The following is a 17,625-nucleotide window of genomic DNA, read 5'->3' as shown; positions in this document are numbered from 1 at the left end:
CGTCGTCAGGCCCGCTGCACCACCCACTGGTCCTGGACCAGGCCGAAGCCGCAGCGGCTCAGCACCCGCGACGAGGTCGAGCCGACCGAGGCGGTGGCGGCGGCGAGGTCGCAGCCGGCTGCGGCGGCGAGGCGGAGCCGGTGCCGGACCAGCGCCGTCTGCACGCCCCGCCCGCGAGCCGACGGGACCGTCGCCGCCGCTCCCAACCACCCCGTGCGTGTGCCGGCGTCCTCGACGACCCACAGCGAGCCGCAGCCGACCGGCTCCCCGTCGAGCGTCGCGAGCAGCTGTGTGGCCCCGGGGGAGGAGAAGTCCGCGGCCATGAACTCGTCGCTCGTGGTGCGGTCGCCGCCCGCCCGCAGCGTCTCGTCGACCATGACGTCCGCGGCGCACGCGGCCAGCGCGGTGTCGTCTCCCACCGCGACGACCTCCACCGAGCGCCCACCCGGCCCGGGCGACGGCGGGTCCGCGACGACGTCCCGCACGTCGACGGCGAGCACGGAGCGACACCAGGCCGGGACGAAGCCCGCCGCCCCCAGCGCGGCGACCGTGGTCGCCGGGGCCCACGACGACACCTCCACCGCAGGCGTCAGGCCCGCGTCCGCGTAGTGCCGCACGATGGCCTCGACGTCGACGGGACCCAGCTCCTCGAGCGTCACCCCGACCGCGCGGTTCACGTACCGCCGTGGGCCAGTGACCACCAGGCAGCCGCTCCCGAGAGGCACGGCGGTCGGGACGGGCTCCGTGCACCCCGTCGCGACCAGCCCGTCGACCAGCGTGCGGACGACGGCGACCTGGACCGCCTCGAGCCGCCGGATCGTGTCGATGGTCGGCACGGTACCCACGAGCCCCAGTGTGTCGGGGAGGGTCGGGCGGCAGAAGGACCGGCGGGCGGATCCCGGGACCCGCTCGACGGAACGGCCCGACGGCGCGGGCGACGCGGACCGGGCGCTGGGGTGCGGAGCCGGGCGACGCACTACGGTCGGGCCATGGACCGCCAGCAGGAGTTCGTCCTCCGCACCGTCGAGGAGCGCGACGTCCGCTTCGTCCGGTTGTGGTTCACCGACGTCCTGGGCTCGCTGAAGTCCGTCGCCGTCGCGCCCGCCGAGCTCGAGGCCGCCTTCACCGAGGGCATCGGCTTCGACGGCTCGACGATCGAGGGCCTCGCGCGCGTCATCGAGTCCGACATGCTCGTGCGCCCGGATCCCTCGACGTTCGCCGTCCTGCCGTGGCGCGGCGGCCCGGACGGCCGCCAGGGGACCGCGCGCATGTTCTGCGACGTCCTCACCCCGGACGGCGAGCCCGCTCCGCAGGACCCGCGCCACGTCCTCAAGCGGACGCTCGCGCGCGCCGCCGAGGCGGGTTTCGCGTTCTACACGCACCCGGAGATCGAGTTCTACCTCTTCGAGAAGGACCTCGACGCCCAGGGCGTGCCGGTGCCGGTCGACCAGGCCGGGTACTTCGACCACGTCCCGGCGGGCGTGGCGCACGACTTCCGCCGCGAGGCGATCACGATGCTCGAGGCGCTCGGCATCTCGGTGGAGTTCTCCCACCACGAGAACGGGCCCGGCCAGAACGAGATCGACCTGCGCTACGCCGACGCCCTCAGCACCGCCGACAACATCATGACCTTCCGCACCGTGGTGAAGGAGGTCGCCTTCAGCCAGGGCATGCAGGCCTCCTTCATGCCGCGCCCGCTCGCCGGCATGCCCGGGTCCGGCATGCACACGCACCTGTCGCTGTTCTCCGGCGAGGCGAACGCCTTCCACTCCGACGGCGCGGAGTACCAGCTGTCCCAGGTCGGCCGTTCCTTCATCGCGGGTCTCCTCGCGCACGCCCGGGAGATCACTGCCGTCACCAACCAGTGGGTGAACTCCTACAAGCGGCTGTGGGGCGGCAGCGAGGCGCCCTCCTACGTGTGCTGGGGCCACAACAACCGCTCCGCCCTCGTCCGCGTGCCGATGTACAAGCCGAGCAAGGGGCAGTCGACGCGCGTGGAGTACCGCGCACTCGACCCGGCGGCCAACCCCTACCTCGCCTTCGCCGTCATGCTCGCGGCGGGCCTCGACGGCGTCGAGAACGACCTCGAGCTGCCACCGGGCGCCGAGGACGACGTGTGGGGCCTGACGGACGCGGAGCGGCGCTCCCTCGGCATCGACCCGCTGCCGGGCAGCCTCGCCGAGGCCGTCTCGGTCATGGAGGCCTCGGAGCTCGTCGCCGACACCCTCGGCGAGGGGGTCTTCGACTTCTTCCTCCGCAACAAGCGGCAGGAGTGGGACGACTACCGGCGGGAGATCACCCCGTTCGAGCGGCGCCGCTACCTGCCCATGCTCTGAGGCGGGCGGGTGAGCACGAGCGGCGGTGACCGCGCGGCGTCGCTGCGCGCCCAGGTCGCGCGGCACGGGTTCACCGACGTCGACCGGGCCCTCGCACGGCTGTCGGAGCTCGCACGCTCCGACGAGGGCGCCCTCGGGCTCGCGGAGCTCCTCGCCGACACCGCCGACCCCGACCTCGCGCTCCTCGGTCTCGTCCGGCTCGCGGAGGTCGCCGACGGCGAGCTCGTGGGGCGCCTGCGCGACGTCGCCGTCGACGACCGGGAGGCACCCCGGCACGACGCCGGCGACCTGCCGGCCTCGGCCGCCGCCGGGTCCGCGGGCCCCCTGCGGCGCCTGGTCCGGGTGCTCGGGGCGAGCCGGGCCCTCGCCGACCACGTGGTGCGCCACCCCGCGAGCTGGCGCCTCGTCGCCGACGACGCGCTGGCTGTGGGCGCCGAGGAGCGCAGGGACCGGCTGCTGGCGGCCGTCGACGGGCGGACCGGCGACGACGCCCGCGACGCCCTCAAGGTCGCCTACCGCGACCAGCTCCTCGCCGTCGCCGCCGCCGACCTGTGCGCGCAGGACGCCACGGCGGTGCTGCCGCGCGTGGGGGAGTGCCTCGCCGACCTCGCCGACGCGGCGCTGGCCGCCGCCCACGACCTCGCCGGCCGCGAGGTCGCCCGCGCAGACCAGGTGCGCCTCGCCGTCGTCGCGCTCGGCAAGACCGGCGCCCGCGAGCTCAACTACATCAGCGACGTGGACGTCCTCTACGTCTGCGAGCCGCACCCCGACGGCGACCTCGACGACTCCCGGGCCCAGGCGGTCGGCTCGCGGCTGGCGGCCGCCATCGGCCAGATCTGCGGCGGTGTCACCTCCGCGGGCTCCCTGTGGCAGGTCGACGCGGCCCTGCGCCCGGAGGGCAAGGCGGGGCCGCTGACGCGCTCCGTCGCCAGCCACGTGGCGTACTACTCCCGCTGGGCCGAGCCGTGGGAGTTCCAGGCGATGCTCAAGGCACGCGTCGCCGCCGGCGACGCCGAGCTGGGGGAGCGCTGGCGCGAGCAGATCTGGCCGCTCGTGTGGCAGGTGACCGAGCGCGAGGGCTTCGTCGAGGCGTCGCGGGCCATGCGGCGCCGGGTCGTCGAGCACATCCCGGCGAAGGAGGCCGACCGCCAGCTCAAGCTCGGCCGCGGCGGGCTGCGCGACGTCGAGTTCTCCGTCCAGCTGCTCCAGCTCGTCCACGGCCGCACCGACTCCCGCGTGAGGGCGCCGAGCACGCTCGTCGCGCTGGAGGCGCTGACCGCGCACGGCTACGTCGGACGCGACGACGGGGCGGAGCTCGACCGGGCCTACCGCTTCCTCCGCGTCCTCGAGCACCGCCTGCAGCTGCAGCGCCTCGCCCGCACCCACGTGCTGCCGGACCGGCCGGAGGGCTGGCGGCGTCTCGCCCGCCTCGTGCTGCGCCCCGGCGCCGATGCCGACGACCTGCGCGAACGCTGGGCCGAGGTCAACCGCGCGGTCACGCGGCTGCACGAGAAGCTCTTCTACCGTCCCCTGCTCACGGCGCTCGCGTCGCTGTCGACGGACGAGGTGCGGCTGACGAGCGCGGCGGCCTCCTCGCGGCTGCAGGCCCTGGGTTACCGGGACCCGGCGGGGGCACTGCGGCACATGGAGGCACTCACCGGCGGGGTGTCGCGGCGGGCCGCGATCCAGCGCACGTTGCTGCCGGCGATGCTCGGCATGTTCGCCGACGGCGCCGACCCCGACGCCGGTCTCCTCGCCTTCCGGCGGATCAGCGACGAGCTGGGGACGACCCACTGGTACCTCAAGATGCTCCGGGACTCCGCCGGCGCGGCGCAGCGCTTCGCGCAGGTCCTCGCCTCGGGCCGGCTCGTCGCGCAGCTCATGGAGCGCTCCCCGGGCACGACGGCCCTGCTCGACACCGACGAGCGGCTGCGTCCGCCGGCGCCGGAGTCCCTGCGCGCGGAGGTGCTGGCCGTGGCCGGACGGACGGCCGGTGCCGAGGAGGCCGTGACGGCGGTGCGCGCCGTCCACCGGCGCGAGCTCGTGCGGACGGGCGTGGCGGACATCGTCGGCCTGCTCGACGGCGACGGCGTCGGCCGCGCGCTGGCCGCGAGCGCCGCCACCGCCGTCGAGGCCGCCGTCCTGGTCGCGGCCCGGGACCGGGCCGCCCGCGACGGCGCCGTCCCCGACGAGCTCGAGGACGTCCTCGACCGGCTGCCCACGCGGCTGCTCGTCGTCGGTCTCGGTCGCCTCGCGGGGCAGGAGGCGAGCTACGCGAGCGACGTCGACGTCGTCGTGGTGCACGAGCCGCGGGACGGCGTGGGCGTCGAGGCAGCGAGCGAGGCCGCGAAGGACGTCGTGACGCGGGCGCGGCAGCTGCTCCGCGCGCCGTCGGGCGAGCCCGCGATCGAGCTCGACGCCGGGCTGCGACCGGAGGGCCGGCAGGGCGAGCTCGTCCGCACCCTCGACGCGATGCGGTCCTACTACGGGCGCTGGTCGGTGCCCTCGGAGCACCAGGCCCTGCTGCGCGCGGTCCCGCTCGTCGGTGACGCGGGTCTGGCCGACCGGTTCCGGGAGGTCATCGACCCGCTCCGCTGGCCGGCGGGCGGGCCGTCGGCGGAGGCGGTGCAGGAGATCCGCCGCATCAAGGCACGGGTGGAGTCCGAGCGGCTGCCCCGCGGCGTCGACGCCCGCCGGCACGTCAAGCTCGGACGCGGCGGCCTCACCGACGTGGAGTGGACCGTGCAGCTGCTCCAGCTGCGCCACGCCCACGACGTCGAGGACCTGCGGACGGCCTCGACCCTCGAGGCGCTGCACGCCGCCCGGGACGCGGGCCTCGTCGGCGACAGCGACGCGGAGACCCTCGAGTCGGCGTGGCGGATGGGCTCGCGCCTGCGGGACGCGCTCACGCTGTGGCGCGGGCGCCCGACGGACGTGCTGCCGACGGACCGGCGGGACCTCGACGGCACCGCGCGCCTCATGGGGTACGACGCGGGTCGCGCGTCGCACCTGGAGGACGACTGGCTGCGGATCGCCCGCCACGCGCGCAGTGTCGTGGAGCGGGTGTTCTTCGGCTGGACGTGACGGACCCGCGGGACCCGGTGCTCAGGCGCTCGCGAGGGGTCGCGCGTCGACGGGAGCGGACTGCGCCGGCACCCGTGCGGTCGGCTGGTCGCCGGCCAGCGGCCGGTCGACGAGCTCGGCCGAAGGGACCGCGCGGCCCCAGTACCAGCCCTGCCCGTAGCCCACGCGCAGCTCCTGCAGCACGTCGGCGTCGACGCGCCGCTCCACGCCCTCGGCCACCACGACGGCACCGAGGCCCGCGGCGAAGTCGACGAGGGAGCGCACGAGGCTGCGGAGCACCCCGTCGCCCGCGACCCCGTCCACGATGCTCCGGTCGAGCTTGATGACGTCGGGCTCCGTGACGACGATGTGCCGCAGGGAGGAGAACCCGGCCCCGACGTCGTCGATCGCCAGGCGCATGCCGCGCCGGCGCAGCGGCGCCAGAGCGGCGCGCAGCGCGTCGTAGTCCTCGACCGGGTCGTGCTCGGACAGCTCGAGGAGCACGCGGTGCAGCGGCATCCCGTCGAGCAGGCGCAGCAGGCGCGGGGTCAGCAGGGTCGCGGGGGAGACGTTCATCGAGACGTAGCCGGAGACGTCGTCGAGGTGGGCGGCGGCGCGTCGTAGCGCGAGGAGCTCGAGCCGGTCCCCCTTGCCGACCTCGTGCGCCTGCGCGAAGACGACGTCCGGCGGGAGCCGCCAGTCGGCCGGGAAGCGGCTGAGCGCCTCGGCGCCGACCCGGTTGCCGGTCACGAGGTCGACGATGGGCTGGAGCAGGACGCGGGGTCCGCCCGCCTTCTCCACGGGCCGCAGGCGCTCGAGAACGGCGTCGCGCTTCTCGGCCGCCCGGACCTCCGGCTCGACGATGACCGACGCCGCCTGCGCGAGCACGTCCATCAGGGCCTTGTCCCGGGGCGTGAGGTCGGGGTCGCTCGTGAGCCCCGCCGCGCAGAACGTGCCGTACACGGTGCCGTCGCTGAGGGTGACGGGCACCGACACGAAGCTGCGGACGCGGGGCACCCACGCGGCGGGGGTCCGCATCGCGCCCGGCACCTTGGTGACGTCCGGCATGACCGGGGGCAGCTCGCCGTCGAGGATGCGTTGGCAGAACGACGTCGACTGCAGCTGGACGACCTTCTCCGGAAACAGCACCGGGGTGTCGCTCTCGACGACCTCGAGGTGCTGCAGGCGCCCGTCGAGACGGCTGAGGAACGCCGTGGAGAGGCCGAGGCTGTCCTTCGCCGTGCGCAGCAGCCCGGCGACCTGCTCCTCCGCAGGGGTACGGCGTCTCGTCACCCCTCTGCTATCGGTGGTCGACGGTCCGGTCCTGACCCGTGGGGGTGGCCCGGTCGTGTGGTCACCCGACCGGCGTAGAGCGACAGCAGAAGGGTGATTCCGTAAACGAGAGACCGGAACCCTACGGTCGACCGACTGGTGGTCGATCGTCGGGAGGTCCGGCGCGCGCTCGGCGCGCCACTGCCCGGAAGGCTGCTCATGACCACGTTCCGCGACCTGTCGGTCGGCACCAAGGTGTTCCTCGTCGGCGGCGTCGGGCTGCTCGCCCTCGTCATCGCCGGCGCCACGAGCTTCGTGGGGGCGCTGCGGATCGGTCACGACGCCGACGCCGTCCTCCAGATCCAGGAGACCAACGAGCGGCTCGGCGTCCTCAACATGTTCCAGAGCGACGTCCAGGTGGCCCAGCGGGGGATGCTGCTCGCGACGGACGACACCCAGCGCGCCGACGCGGCCGACCAGCTCGCGGCCACGGCGGCCGCCGCCGAGGCGACGTGGGCGGAGATCGACGACTACGACATCGGCGCCGAGGACGCGGCGACGGTCGCGGCGCTCCACGAGGAGTACTCCACGTACCTCGCCGACGTCGACGCGGTGATGGGGGAGCTGGCCGTGCTCGACCCCGCGTCGGCCGAGGCCGCCGACGTGCTCCGACGGGAGGCGGAGCGGGCCCAGACGCTGCAGGGCCACATCGACGAGGTCGTCGCCCTCCTCGACTCCCACCGGGTCGAGGTGCAGGCGGACCTCGACGCGACGATCCGCTCGATCGAGGTCACTGTCGTGGCCGTCACCCTCGTCGCAGCCGTCGTCCTCGTCGTCGCGAGCCTCGGCATCTCCCGCACCATCACCCGCCCGCTCGCGCAGGTCGTGGCGGCCCTGCAGGCCGTCGCCCGCAGGGACCTGACCGTCGAGGTCGACATCCGCACGCGCGACGAGGTCGGTGTCATGGCCGGCGCCCTGCGCGAGGCGATCGGTGGGGTCCGCGGCGCGGTGTCGACGCTCGCCGACTCCGCGACGACGCTGTCGGCGGCGTCGGAGGAGCTGTCGGCGGTGTCGACGCAGCTCGGGTCCAGCGCGGAGGAGACCTCGACTCAGTCCGGCCTCGTGTCGGGCTCGGCCCACGAGGTGTCGGGGTCGGTGCAGACGATGTCGGCGGCGACCGAGCAGATGAGCGCGTCCATCGCGGAGATCTCCGGTCAGGCGTCCTCGGCCGCCCACGTGGCCGCCGAGGCGGTCGGCACGGCGGAGGACACCTCTCGCGCGGTGCGGGCCCTCATGGCCGCGAGCGCCGAGATCGGCGAGATCGTCCGCACCATCACGTCGATCGCCGAGCAGACCAACCTCCTCGCGCTCAACGCGACGATCGAGTCCGCGCGGGCGGGCGAGGCGGGGAAGGGCTTCGCCGTCGTCGCCACCGAGGTGAAGGAGCTCGCCCAGGAGACGTCCCGCGCCACCGTCGACATCACCGCCAAGATCGACGGCGTCGAGGCCCTCACCCAGCAGGTCAACGACTCGATCTCGCGGATCGCGGACGTCATCCGGCAGATCGACGAGAACCAGACGACGATCGCGGCGGCCGTCGAGGAGCAGTCGGCGACCACCGCCGAGATCAGCCGGCACGTCGGCGAGGTCGCCACGGGCTCGGCACGGATCGCGGACACGACCGCCGCGATCTCGCGGAGCGCGACGAGCACCGCCGAGGGCGCGGCCTCGACCCAGCAGTCCGCGGGCGACCTCGCCGCGCTCGCGGCGCGGGTGAAGGACCTCGTCACGCAGTTCCGGTACTGAGTCCCGGGCTCGTGCCCGGGTGAGGCGACCGGAGCGGGTCGCTAGCGTGTCGCCGATGAGGTCCGAGCTGCTGCACGTGCGGACGGGGTCGCGGGTCGTCACCGACCTCACCGACGACGTCGTCCGGTTCTGCCGGTCCGGTGGCGACGACGTCGGGTCCGGTGACGGGCTGGTCCACGTCTTCGTGCCGCACGCGACGGCGGGTGTCGCGCTCCTCGAGACGGGCGCCGGCAGCGAGCCCGACCTCGAGCGCGCGCTCGAGCGCCTCCTGCCGCGCGACGACGGCTGGCAGCACCGGCACGGCTCGCCAGGGCACGGCCGCGACCACGTGCTGCCGGCGTTCGTCTCCCCGTCGCTGTCGCTGCCCGTCCTCGACGGCCGCCCGCAGCTCGGCACGTGGCAGAGCGTCGTCCTCGTCGACACCAACGCCGACAACCCGGACCGCCAGGTGCGGCTCAGCTTCCTGCCCGGCTGAGGCGTCTCGCCCGTCTCGACCGTCTCGGCCGCGTCCCGGCCCACGGCCGAGCAGTGCTCGGCACGGACGCGCGACGATCGAACGTGTGTACGACCGGTGTGCCATGCTGGTGGGGTGTCCGGCGGCCTCGACAGACGTCCTCCGGGGTCGGCACGCTCCCTCGCCGAGCGAACGGGTGCGGCAGCCGCGGCGCCGGCACCCGGCTCGGCGCCGCGTCCCCGGGAGCAGCCTCCGGTGCGGCACTGCTGGGTCGTCGACCCGACGGGGGCGCGTGCCCCGGGGCTCCTCGTCGAGTGGCGCCGCAGCCAGGGGTGGGAGGGGCGGGTGGCGTACGTCGTCGACGACGGCGGCGAGGCGACGCTCGTGGAGGCGTGGGTGCCCGCCGAGCAGCTCGAGCGCCGGAGGGGGCCCTGAGGACCAACGTCCCACGGCAGGGCCGGGCCGGGGCGCGACCATGGACCCGGAGGTGGTCAGGGTGCGCGCACTGGTGGTCTACGAGTCGATGTTCGGGTGCACCGAGCAGGTCGCGCTGGCGGTGAAGGACGGCCTGCGCGACGCCGGCGCCACGGTCGAGGCGGTGGAGGTGTCGCGGGCCCCGAGCCCCGGCGCGCTCCGCGAGGGCGCGGTCGACCTCCTCGTCGTGGGCGCCCCCACGCACGCCCTCGGTCTCAGCCGGCCCGAGACCCGCGCCGACGCCGCCGGCCGCGGGCGTCCCCTCGTATCGCGCGGACAGGGGGTCCGGGAGTGGCTGGCCGCAGCCGAGGGCTGCGACGTCGCGGCCGCGGCGTTCGACACGCACGTGCGCCGGCCCCGGGTGCCGGGTCACGCGGGCCGCGCCGCGGACCGGCGGCTGCGTCGGCTCGGGTGCCGGCGCGCCGCACGTCCCGAGAGCTTCGACGTCGAGGACGTCCAGGGCCCCCTGTGCGACGGCGAGGTCGAGCGGGCGCACGCGTGGGGTGTCGGGCTCGCCGCCTCCGTCGACTCCCTTCGGCCCCGCTGAGCGCCGCGGCGGGTCAGAGCACGAGGCCCCGGGCCAGCGGGACGCCCGGCCGGTAGGCGAGGTGCACGTACGACGGCGCGTCGAGCACGGCGAGGTGCGCGCAGGACCCGACCCGCAGGACGCCCACGTCGTCGCGACGCAGCGCGCGGGCGGCCCCGGCGGTCGCGGCGTGCACCGCCTCGGCCGGCGTCAGACCGCACTCGCGCACGGCGAGCGCCACCACGAACGGCACCGACGAGGTGTTGCTCGTGCCGGGGTTGCAGTCGGTCGCGAGCGCGACGACGACACCCGCGTCGAGGAGGCGCCGCGCGTCCGGGTAGGGGTGCCCCGTCGAGAACTCGACCCCGGGGAGCAGCGTGGCGACCGTGTCCGACCCGGCGAGGGCGTCGACGTCGTCGGCGTCGAGGTACGTGCAGTGGTCGACGCTCGCCGCCCGGAGCTCGACCGCGAGGCGCACCCCCGGCCCGGGCGCCAGCTGGTTGCCGTGCACCCGCAGCCCGAGCCCGGCCGCGCCGGCGGCGAGCAGCACCGTCCGGGCCTCGTCGGCGTCGAACGCGTGAGCGCTCGCCGGCTCGCAGAAGACGTCGGCCCACCGGGCGTGCGGCGCGCACGCCGCGAGCATCGTCCCGGCCGCGAGCGCGACGTAGTCGTCGTGGTCGGCGCCGGCGGGCACGACGTGGGCGCCGAGGTACGTCGTCTCCTCCGTCACCTCGCGGGCCAGTCGCAGCAGCCGGGCCTCGTGCGCGACGTCGAGGCCGTAGCCGGACTTCACCTCCAGCGTCGTCGAGCCCTGCCGACGCGCCTCGGCGACCCGCGCCGCCAGCAGCCGCCGCAGCGTCGCGTCGTCCGCGGCGCGCGTCGCGGTGACCGTCGTGGCGATCCCGCCGCCGTCGTAGCGTGCGCCCGTCGTGCGGGCGACGAACTCCGCCGACCGGTCCCCGGCGAACACGAGGTGGGTGTGGCTGTCGACGAAGCCCGGCAGCAGCGCCCGGCCGCCGAGGTCGCGGCGCCGGTCCGCGGGCGGGGCGGCCGAGGCAGGACCCACCCACGCGACCCGCCCGTCGGCGACGACGAGGGCCGCGTCGTGCAGGAGCCCGAGCGGTGAGCCGTCGCCGAGCGTCTGGTCGTTCGTCACGAGCTCGCCGACGCCGGTGAGGAGCGTCGTGGGCGACGCCGGGACGCGGGTCACGACCCCAGCCTGTCGTCGACCGCGGCCACCGCGTCGACCAGGAGGCGCCCGACGTCGCCGAGCACGTGTTGCCCGTCGACGACGACGTCGTGTCCGTCGACGACCACGCGGTCGACGTCCGCGGCGGTCGCCACCATGACGACCTGCGCCGGGGCGCCGCCCGCGGTCCGGGGAGTGTCGGTGCGGACCACGACGAGGTCCGCGCGAGCGCCCACCTCGAGCCGCCCCGCCTCCGGCCAGCCGAGCCGGTCGTGCGCGGTGGCCATCGCGAGGAGGTCCCGGGGGACGAAGCGACCGCGACGACCGGACGTGAGCCGTTCGTGCTCCTCGACGCCGCGCGCCTCGCCGAGGAGGTCGGCGGCCACGTGCTGGTCGGCGCCCACCGACAGCGGGCTGCCGGCGTCGGCGAGCGCACGCGCGTGGCCGGGACCGTCGGCGAGGTCGCGCTCGGTGCTCGGGCACAGGCACACCCCGGTGCCGCTGCCGCCGAGGGCCGCGACGTCTGCCGCGTCCAGGTGGGTCGCGTGCACCACCGTCGTGCGCGGTCCCAGGGCGCCCCCCGCCGCCAGCAGGCCGACCGGGCCCACCCCGTACGCGGCGCGGCACGCCGCCACCTCCGCGGGCTGCTCCGCGACGTGGGCGTGGAGCACGCCCGCCGACGTGGTGGCGGCGACGGCCGCGACCGTGCCGAGCGCCTCACGCGGCACCGCCCGCACCGAGTGGGCCGCCGCCCCGACCCGGGCCGTCGCGGTAGTCGGCACCTCGACGACGCGCGCCGCCCACGCGTCGACGTCGACGTCGGCGAAGCGACGCTGGACCCCGGCCACGGGCTCGGGCCCGGCCGGGCCGAGCCCTCCGGCGAGGTAGCAGGTGTCGAGCAGGGTGAGGCGGACCCCCGCATCGACCGCCGCCTGCCGCAGTGCCGCGCCCATGGCGTCCGCCTCGGCGTAGGGGCGCCCGGTGGGGTCGTGGTGGAGGTAGTGGAACTCCCCGACGCACGTGACGCCGGCGAGGGCGAGCTCGGCGTACGTCGCGCGGGCGAGGTCGAGGTAGAGGTCCGGGTCGAGGACGGCGGCGACGTCGTACGCACGCTGCCGCCACGCCCAGAAGTCCCCGGGCCGACACGGGTCCGAGGCGTCGACGAGGTGCGTGCGCCCGCGCAGCGCCCGGTGGAACGCGTGCCCGTGCCCGTCCGCGAGCCCGGGCAGCACGACGCCCCGGAGCCGTTCGGCGTCGGGCCCGGCCGCGGGCTGCGAGCCGACCTCGGGCTCCACGCGCGTGAAGCGCCCGTCGACGCTCTCGAGGAGCACGTCCGCACGACAGCCGTCGGGCAGCCACGCGTGCTCGGCGTGCCAGCGCCGGACGGTGCCGCTCACGTCGCGCGCCCGGCGACGGTGCCGGCAGCCGCCCGAGGAGCGACGAGGTCGACGAGCACGTCGGTGAGCGCCGCGACGCCCGCGAGGCAGTCGGCCTCCTCGGCGTGCTCGGCGGGGGAGTGGGAGACCCCGGTCGGGTTGCGGACGAACAGCATCGCGGTGGGCACCCCGGCGGCGGCGAGGACGCCGGCGTCGTGACCGGCGGCGGTCCCGAGGAGCGGTGCGTCGCCGAGCAGGCCGGAGAGCCGCCGCGCCAGCGCCGGGTCGAACGTCGTGGCCGCCGTCCACGACTCCTCCGTGACCCCGTCGGCCGGACGCAGGCCCCCGGTGGCGTCGGCGACGAGGGCCCGGACGGCCGTCTCGTCCGGTCCCCGCGCGTCGAGCCACGCCTCGACGGCGCCGGGGACGGCGTTCGCCGAGCCGGGGCGGACCTCGAGCCGCCCGACGGTGGCCACGCAGCCGTGCCGCTCGGCGGCGCCGCGCGCGTCCAGGACGAGACGCGCCGCACGCACGAGTGCGTCGTCCCGGTCGTCGAGCCGGGTGGTGCCGGCGTGGTCCGCGCGTCCCGTGAGGCGCACCCGCCAGCGCCCGTGGGGGTCGATGCCCGTACCGACGCCGACGGCACGTCCGAGGTCGACGAGACCGCGGCCCTGCTCGACGTGGAGCTCGACGAACGCGCCGACCCGGGCGAGGGCCGCCGGGTCCGACCCGAGCGAGGCCGGGTCGTGGCCGGCCGCGCGGTACGCCTCCGCGAGGGTCGTCCCGTCGTCGTCACGGAGCCCGCGTGCCCGGTCGGGGTCGAGGGCCCCGGTCAGGAGGCGGGAGCCCGCGCACGCCACACCGAAGCGGGCGCCCTCCTCGTCGGCCATGACGACGACACCCACCGGGCGGGACGGCGCGGCGCCGCGGTCCCGGAGCGCATCCAGCGCCGCGAGGGCCGACACCACCCCGAGGGGGCCGTCGAACGCGCCGCCGTCGCGGACCGAGTCGAGGTGGGAGCCGAGCACCACACCGGGCTGCCCGGCGCGGGCGGCCGCGTCCGGGTCGCCCCACCACGCCCACAGGTTGCCCGCCCGGTCCTGGCAGACGTCGAGGCCACGTGCCGAGGCCTCCCCGACGAACCACTCGCGCAGGACGGCGTCCACCGGGGTCCACGCGAGCCGTGTGTAGCCGCCGCTCCCGGTGTCGCGGCCGACCGGCGCGAGCGCGTCCCACGTGCGGAGGAAGGTCACGGTTGCCTACCCTCGGCGCTCGTGAGCGACGTGCCGTCCGAGGGCGAGCAGAGGGCCGTGGCCGCCGCCGACGCGCTGGGCCTGCGGTACCGGGTGGTGCGCCACGGCCCGGTGCGGTCGCTGGCCGAGGCGGCGGCGGCCCGCGGCGTCGCTCCCGCTGCCGTGGTGAAGACGCTCGTCGTGCGCCGCGGCGACGACGACGTCCTCCTCGTGCTCGTGCCCGGCGACCGGGAGATCTCGTGGCCGCGGCTGCGGGCGCTGCTCGGGGTGAACCGCCTGTCGATGCCGGACGCCGCGGCCGCCCGTGACGCGACGGGGTACGAGCGGGGGACGATCACCCCGTTCGGCGCCACGCGCGCGTGGCCCGTCGTCGCCGACGCCGCCCTCGCCGGGGCCGGCGAGGTCTCCCTGGGTGCCGGCGCCCACGGCGTGGCGCTGCTCGTCGACGCCGACGCCGCCATCGCGGCCCTCGGCGCGCGGGTCGCGGACGTCAGCGACCCGGTCGCCTGAGCCCGTCGCCCGGGACGACCTGAACCGCTGCGGTCCGGTCGGGCCGGCCTCACACGCCCTCCCGCAGCGGCACGCGCACGCCGTGCGCGGCGGCCGTCGCGTCGGCCTCCGGGTAGCCGGCGTCGACGTGGCGGACCACTCCCATGAGGGGGTCGTTCGTGAGGACGCGCTGCAGCTTCTGCGCCGCCAGCGGCGTGCCGTCGGCGACGCTCACCTGCCCAGCGTGGAGGGACCGACCGATGCCGACACCGCCGCCGTGGTGCAGGGACACCCACGTGGCGCCGCTCGAGGCGTTGACGAGCGCGTTGAGCAGGGGCCAGTCCGCGACGGCGTCGGACCCGTCGGCCATGCCCTCGGTCTCCCGGTAGGGGGAGGCGACGCTGCCGCAGTCGAGGTGGTCCCGCCCGATCGCGAGCGGCGCGGTGAGCTCCCCGCTCGCCACCATGGCGTTGAAGCGCTCGCCCGCGGCCGCGCGCTCGCCGAGCCCGAGCCAGCAGATCCGCGCGGGCAGGCCCTGGAAGGCGATCCGCTCGGAGGCCGCCTCGAGCCAGCGGTGGAGGCGCTCGTCGTCGGGGAACAGCTCCGCGACGGCCCGGTCGGTCGCGGCGACGTCGGCGGGGTCCCCGGACAGCGCCGCCCACCGGAACGGGCCCTTGCCCTGGCAGAACAGCGGACGGATGTAGCGGGGCACGAACCCGGCGACCTCGAACGCCCGCTCGCAGCCGCCGAGGCGCGCCTCGGACCGGATCGAGTTGCCGTAGTCGAAGACCTCCGCGCCGGCGTCCTGGAAGGCGACCATCGCCTCGACGTGGCGTGCCATGGACTCCCTCGCCCGGTCGGTGAACTCCTCCGGCTTCGCCGCGGCGTAGTCGTGCCAGTCCTCGAGCGCGACGCCGCTCGGCAGGTACGACAGGGGGTCGTGGGCGCTCGTCTGGTCGGTGACGACGTCGACGTCGACGCCGCGCCGCAGCAGCTGCGGGAGCACGTCGGCGCAGTTGCCGACGAGCCCGACCGACAGCGCCCGGCGCTCGGCCCGCGCGGCGAGGCACCGCGCGACCGCGGCGTCGAGGTCGGCGGCGACCTCGTCGAGGTAGCGGTGCTGGACCCGACGGTGCAGCCGCGCGGGGTCGACGTCGACGACGAGGCAGACGCCGCCGTTGAGGGTGACGGCGAGCGGTTGCGCGCCGCCCATGCCGCCGCAGCCGCCCGTGACCGTCAGCGTGCCGGCGAGGGAACCGCCGAACCGCTGGTCGGCGACGGCGGCGAACGTCTCGAACGTGCCCTGGACGATGCCCTGCGTGCCGATGTAGACCCACGAGCCGGCCGTCATCTGCCCGTACATCGTGAGGCCGAGCTGCTCGAGGCGGCGGAACTCCGGCCACGTCGCCCAGTCGGGCACGAGGTTGCTGTTCGCGATGAGCACGCGCGGCGCCCACTCGTGGGTGCGGACGACCCCGACGGGGCTGCCGGACTGCACGAGGAGCGTCTCGTCCGCCTCGAGCGTCGTGAGGGTGCGGACGATGGCGTCGTAGGCCGCCCAGCTGCGCGCCGCGCGCCCGGTGCCGCCGTACACGACGAGGTCGTCGGGGCGTTCGGCGACCTCCGGGTCGAGGTTGTTCATGAGCATCCGCAGCGGCGCCTCGGTCTGCCAGCTGCGGGCGGTGAGGGTGCTGCCGCGGGGGGCGCGGACGGGACGGGGACCGGTCATGGGTGTCCTCCTTCGGGACGGCGTGGGCGGCTCAGCGGAGGGTGCCGACGACGGCCGCCGCGTCGGCGACGGGCCGGCGGGCCCGGACGTGGTCGGTGGCGGCGAGCAGCTCCGGCGACAGCCACCGGTCGGGCCCGGGGCCCGGCACCGCCTCGCGCAGGCCGCGCAGCACGGCCGCGGTGCCCGGGGCCGGCTGCAGCGGGGCGCGGAGCTCGAGCCCCCGGCAGGCCACGACGAGCTCGACGGCGAGGACCTGCGTGAGGCCGTCGAGCGCGCGGCGCAGGTCGCGGGCGGCCGACCAGCCCATCGACACGTGGTCCTCCTGCATGGCGCTGGAGGGGATGGAGTCGACGGACGCCGGTGCCGCGAGCCGCTTGAGCTCGGACACGAGCGCCGCCTGCGTGTACTGGGCGATCATGAGCCCGGAGTCGACGCCCGGGTCGTCGGCGAGGAAGGGTGGCAGCCCGTGGCTGCGGGCGGCGTCGAGGAAGCGGTCGGTGCGCCGCTCGCTCATGCTCGCGACGTCGGCGACCACGATCGCGAGGAAGTCGAGGACGTAGCCCAGCGGCGCCCCGTGGAAGCTGCCGTTGGACTCCACCCGCCCGTCGGGCAGCAGGACGGGGTTGTCGACGACGGCGCCGAGCTCCCGCTCCGCGACGGCCCGGGCGTGGGCGAGGGTGTCCCGGGCGGCGCCGTGCACCTGCGGCGCGCAGCGCAGCGAGTACGCGTCCTGCACGCGCGTGCACTCCGGCGTGCGGTGGCTCGCCATCACCGCGGAGCCGGCGAGGAGACGGCGGAGGTTGTCGGCGCTGTCGAGCGTGCCAGGGTGCGGTCGCATCGCGACGACGTCCGCGGCGAAGGCGGCGTCGCTGCCGAGCAGCGCCTCCACCGACAGCGCCGCCGTGACGTCCGCGGTGCGGAGCAGCGCGGTGAGGTCCTCGCACGCGAGCAGGAGCATCCCGAGCATCCCGTCGGTGCCGTTGAGCAGGGCCAGGCCCTCCTTCTCCCGCAGCACGACGGGCGCGATCCCGGCCGCGGCGAGCGCCTCCCCGGCGGGGTGGAGGACGCCGTCGGCGTCGCGGACCTCGCCCTCGCCGGCGGCGGCGAGCGCGCAGTGGGCGAGCGGGGCGAGGTCGCCGGAGCAGCCGAGGGAGCCGTGCTCGCGGACCACCGGGGTGAGCCCGGCGCTCAGCATGGCCGCGTACGTGCGCGCGGTCGCCGGCTGGGCCCCCGTCGCCCCCGTCGCGAGGGTGGCGAGCCGCAGGAGCACGAGGGCGCGCACCACCTCCGGCTCCACCTCCGGACCCGTCCCGGCGGCGTGGGAGCGCACGAGGGAGGCCTGCAGCTGGGCGCGCCGCTCGGCGGGGATGTGACGGGTGGCGAGGGCCCCGAAGCCGGTGGAGACCCCGTAGTGGGGCGCGGGGTCGGAGGCGAGGGAGTCGACGACGGCCCGTCCGCGCGCCATCGCGGCCTCCGCCTCGGCGGACAACCGCACCGGCACCCCGTCGCGGGCCACCGCGACGACCTGCGCCGGGCTCAGCGGACCCGGTCCCACGACCACCTCGTCGAGCGTCTCCTCCACCCCTCCATGGCAGCGGGTGCGTGCGCCCCCGCGCGAGGGCACGGCGAGCACTATCGTCTCGTATCCCAGACAGGAG

The 17,625-nt window shown here is 76.2% G+C and carries 14 protein-coding genes; 7 read left to right on the top strand and 7 right to left on the bottom strand.

What is annotated here, in order from left to right:
• Positions 1-5: 5 nt before the first annotated feature.
• The gene (locus WAB14_RS08550) at positions 6-845 is read right to left on the bottom strand and encodes a GNAT family N-acetyltransferase (protein ID WP_340269141.1); all 840 of its coding nucleotides are present in this window, start codon (positions 843-845) and stop codon (positions 6-8) included.
• 144 nt (positions 846-989) lie between these two features.
• Here WAB14_RS08550 and WAB14_RS08545 point away from each other — a divergent pair, with 144 nt between their 5' ends.
• Positions 990-2,336 carry a glutamine synthetase family protein gene (locus WAB14_RS08545; protein ID WP_340269140.1) on the top strand — a complete coding sequence of 449 codons (1,347 nt, stop codon included), beginning with the start codon at positions 990-992 and terminating at the stop codon, positions 2,334-2,336.
• Between the two features lie 9 nt (positions 2,337-2,345).
• Entirely contained in the window at positions 2,346-5,420 is a 3,075-nt protein-coding gene (locus WAB14_RS08540) for a bifunctional [glutamine synthetase] adenylyltransferase/[glutamine synthetase]-adenylyl-L-tyrosine phosphorylase (protein ID WP_340269139.1), read from the top strand.
• 21 nt (positions 5,421-5,441) lie between these two features.
• Here WAB14_RS08540 and WAB14_RS08535 read toward each other — a convergent pair whose 3' ends face one another.
• On the bottom strand, positions 5,442-6,692 hold the full coding sequence (locus tag WAB14_RS08535; protein ID WP_340269138.1) for an EAL domain-containing protein: 1,251 nt from the start codon (positions 6,690-6,692) through the stop codon (positions 5,442-5,444).
• A 198-nt stretch (positions 6,693-6,890) separates the two neighbouring features.
• Between WAB14_RS08535 and WAB14_RS08530 the strand changes: the two genes are divergently transcribed.
• The 4 genes from WAB14_RS08530 (at position 6,891) to WAB14_RS08515 (ending at position 9,952) form a co-directional block, all read left to right on the top strand.
• Positions 6,891-8,477, top strand: coding sequence for a methyl-accepting chemotaxis protein (locus WAB14_RS08530; protein WP_340269137.1), 1,587 nt, complete (start codon positions 6,891-6,893; stop codon positions 8,475-8,477).
• 55 nt (positions 8,478-8,532) lie between these two features.
• Entirely contained in the window at positions 8,533-8,952 is a 420-nt protein-coding gene (locus WAB14_RS08525; RefSeq protein ID WP_340269136.1) for a YjbQ family protein, read from the top strand.
• 234 nt (positions 8,953-9,186) lie between these two features.
• Positions 9,187-9,366, top strand: coding sequence for a hypothetical protein (locus tag WAB14_RS08520; RefSeq protein WP_340269135.1), 180 nt, complete (start codon positions 9,187-9,189; stop codon positions 9,364-9,366).
• Positions 9,367-9,427: 61 nt separating this feature from the next.
• Positions 9,428-9,952 carry a flavodoxin family protein gene (locus WAB14_RS08515; protein WP_340269134.1) on the top strand — a complete coding sequence of 175 codons (525 nt, stop codon included), beginning with the start codon at positions 9,428-9,430 and terminating at the stop codon, positions 9,950-9,952.
• A 13-nt stretch (positions 9,953-9,965) separates the two neighbouring features.
• Here the strand turns inward: WAB14_RS08515 and hutI are convergent, their stop codons facing one another.
• Genes hutI through WAB14_RS08500 form a run of 3 tightly spaced genes read right to left on the bottom strand, consistent with a single transcriptional unit; the run spans position 9,966 to position 13,749 of the window.
• Complete coding sequence (hutI, locus tag WAB14_RS08510) at positions 9,966-11,141, bottom strand: imidazolonepropionase (RefSeq protein WP_340269133.1); 1,176 nt, start codon at positions 11,139-11,141, stop codon at positions 9,966-9,968.
• Entirely contained in the window at positions 11,138-12,517 is a 1,380-nt protein-coding gene (locus WAB14_RS08505) for a formimidoylglutamate deiminase (RefSeq protein WP_340269132.1), read from the bottom strand. The genes hutI and WAB14_RS08505 overlap by 4 nt, the downstream gene beginning before the upstream one ends.
• Positions 12,514-13,749, bottom strand: a complete 1,236-nt coding sequence (locus WAB14_RS08500; RefSeq protein WP_340269131.1) for an allantoate amidohydrolase — start codon at positions 13,747-13,749, stop codon at positions 12,514-12,516. The genes WAB14_RS08505 and WAB14_RS08500 overlap by 4 nt, the downstream gene beginning before the upstream one ends.
• A gap of 21 nt (positions 13,750-13,770) precedes the next feature.
• On the opposite strand from WAB14_RS08500, the gene WAB14_RS08495 reads away from it, so the two are divergent.
• Positions 13,771-14,259, top strand: a complete 489-nt coding sequence (locus WAB14_RS08495) for an aminoacyl-tRNA deacylase (RefSeq protein WP_340269130.1) — start codon at positions 13,771-13,773, stop codon at positions 14,257-14,259.
• A gap of 49 nt (positions 14,260-14,308) precedes the next feature.
• On the opposite strand, the gene WAB14_RS08490 is transcribed toward WAB14_RS08495, so the two are convergent.
• Positions 14,309-15,967: a urocanate hydratase gene (locus WAB14_RS08490; RefSeq protein ID WP_340269129.1), complete on the bottom strand. Its 1,659-nt coding sequence runs from the start codon at positions 15,965-15,967 to the stop codon at positions 14,309-14,311.
• Between the two features lie 31 nt (positions 15,968-15,998).
• Positions 15,999-17,549, bottom strand: a complete 1,551-nt coding sequence (gene hutH / locus WAB14_RS08485; RefSeq protein ID WP_340269128.1) for a histidine ammonia-lyase — start codon at positions 17,547-17,549, stop codon at positions 15,999-16,001.
• Positions 17,550-17,625: the final 76 nt, after the last annotated feature.

The sequence above is a fragment of the Aquipuribacter nitratireducens genome, assembly GCF_037860835.1.
In the GTDB taxonomy this organism is placed as follows: Bacteria; Actinomycetota; Actinomycetes; order Actinomycetales; family JBBAYJ01; genus Aquipuribacter; species Aquipuribacter nitratireducens.
The sequence above is the reverse complement of the archived record's forward strand: the minus strand, read 5'-3'. Positions and strand labels throughout refer to the sequence as shown.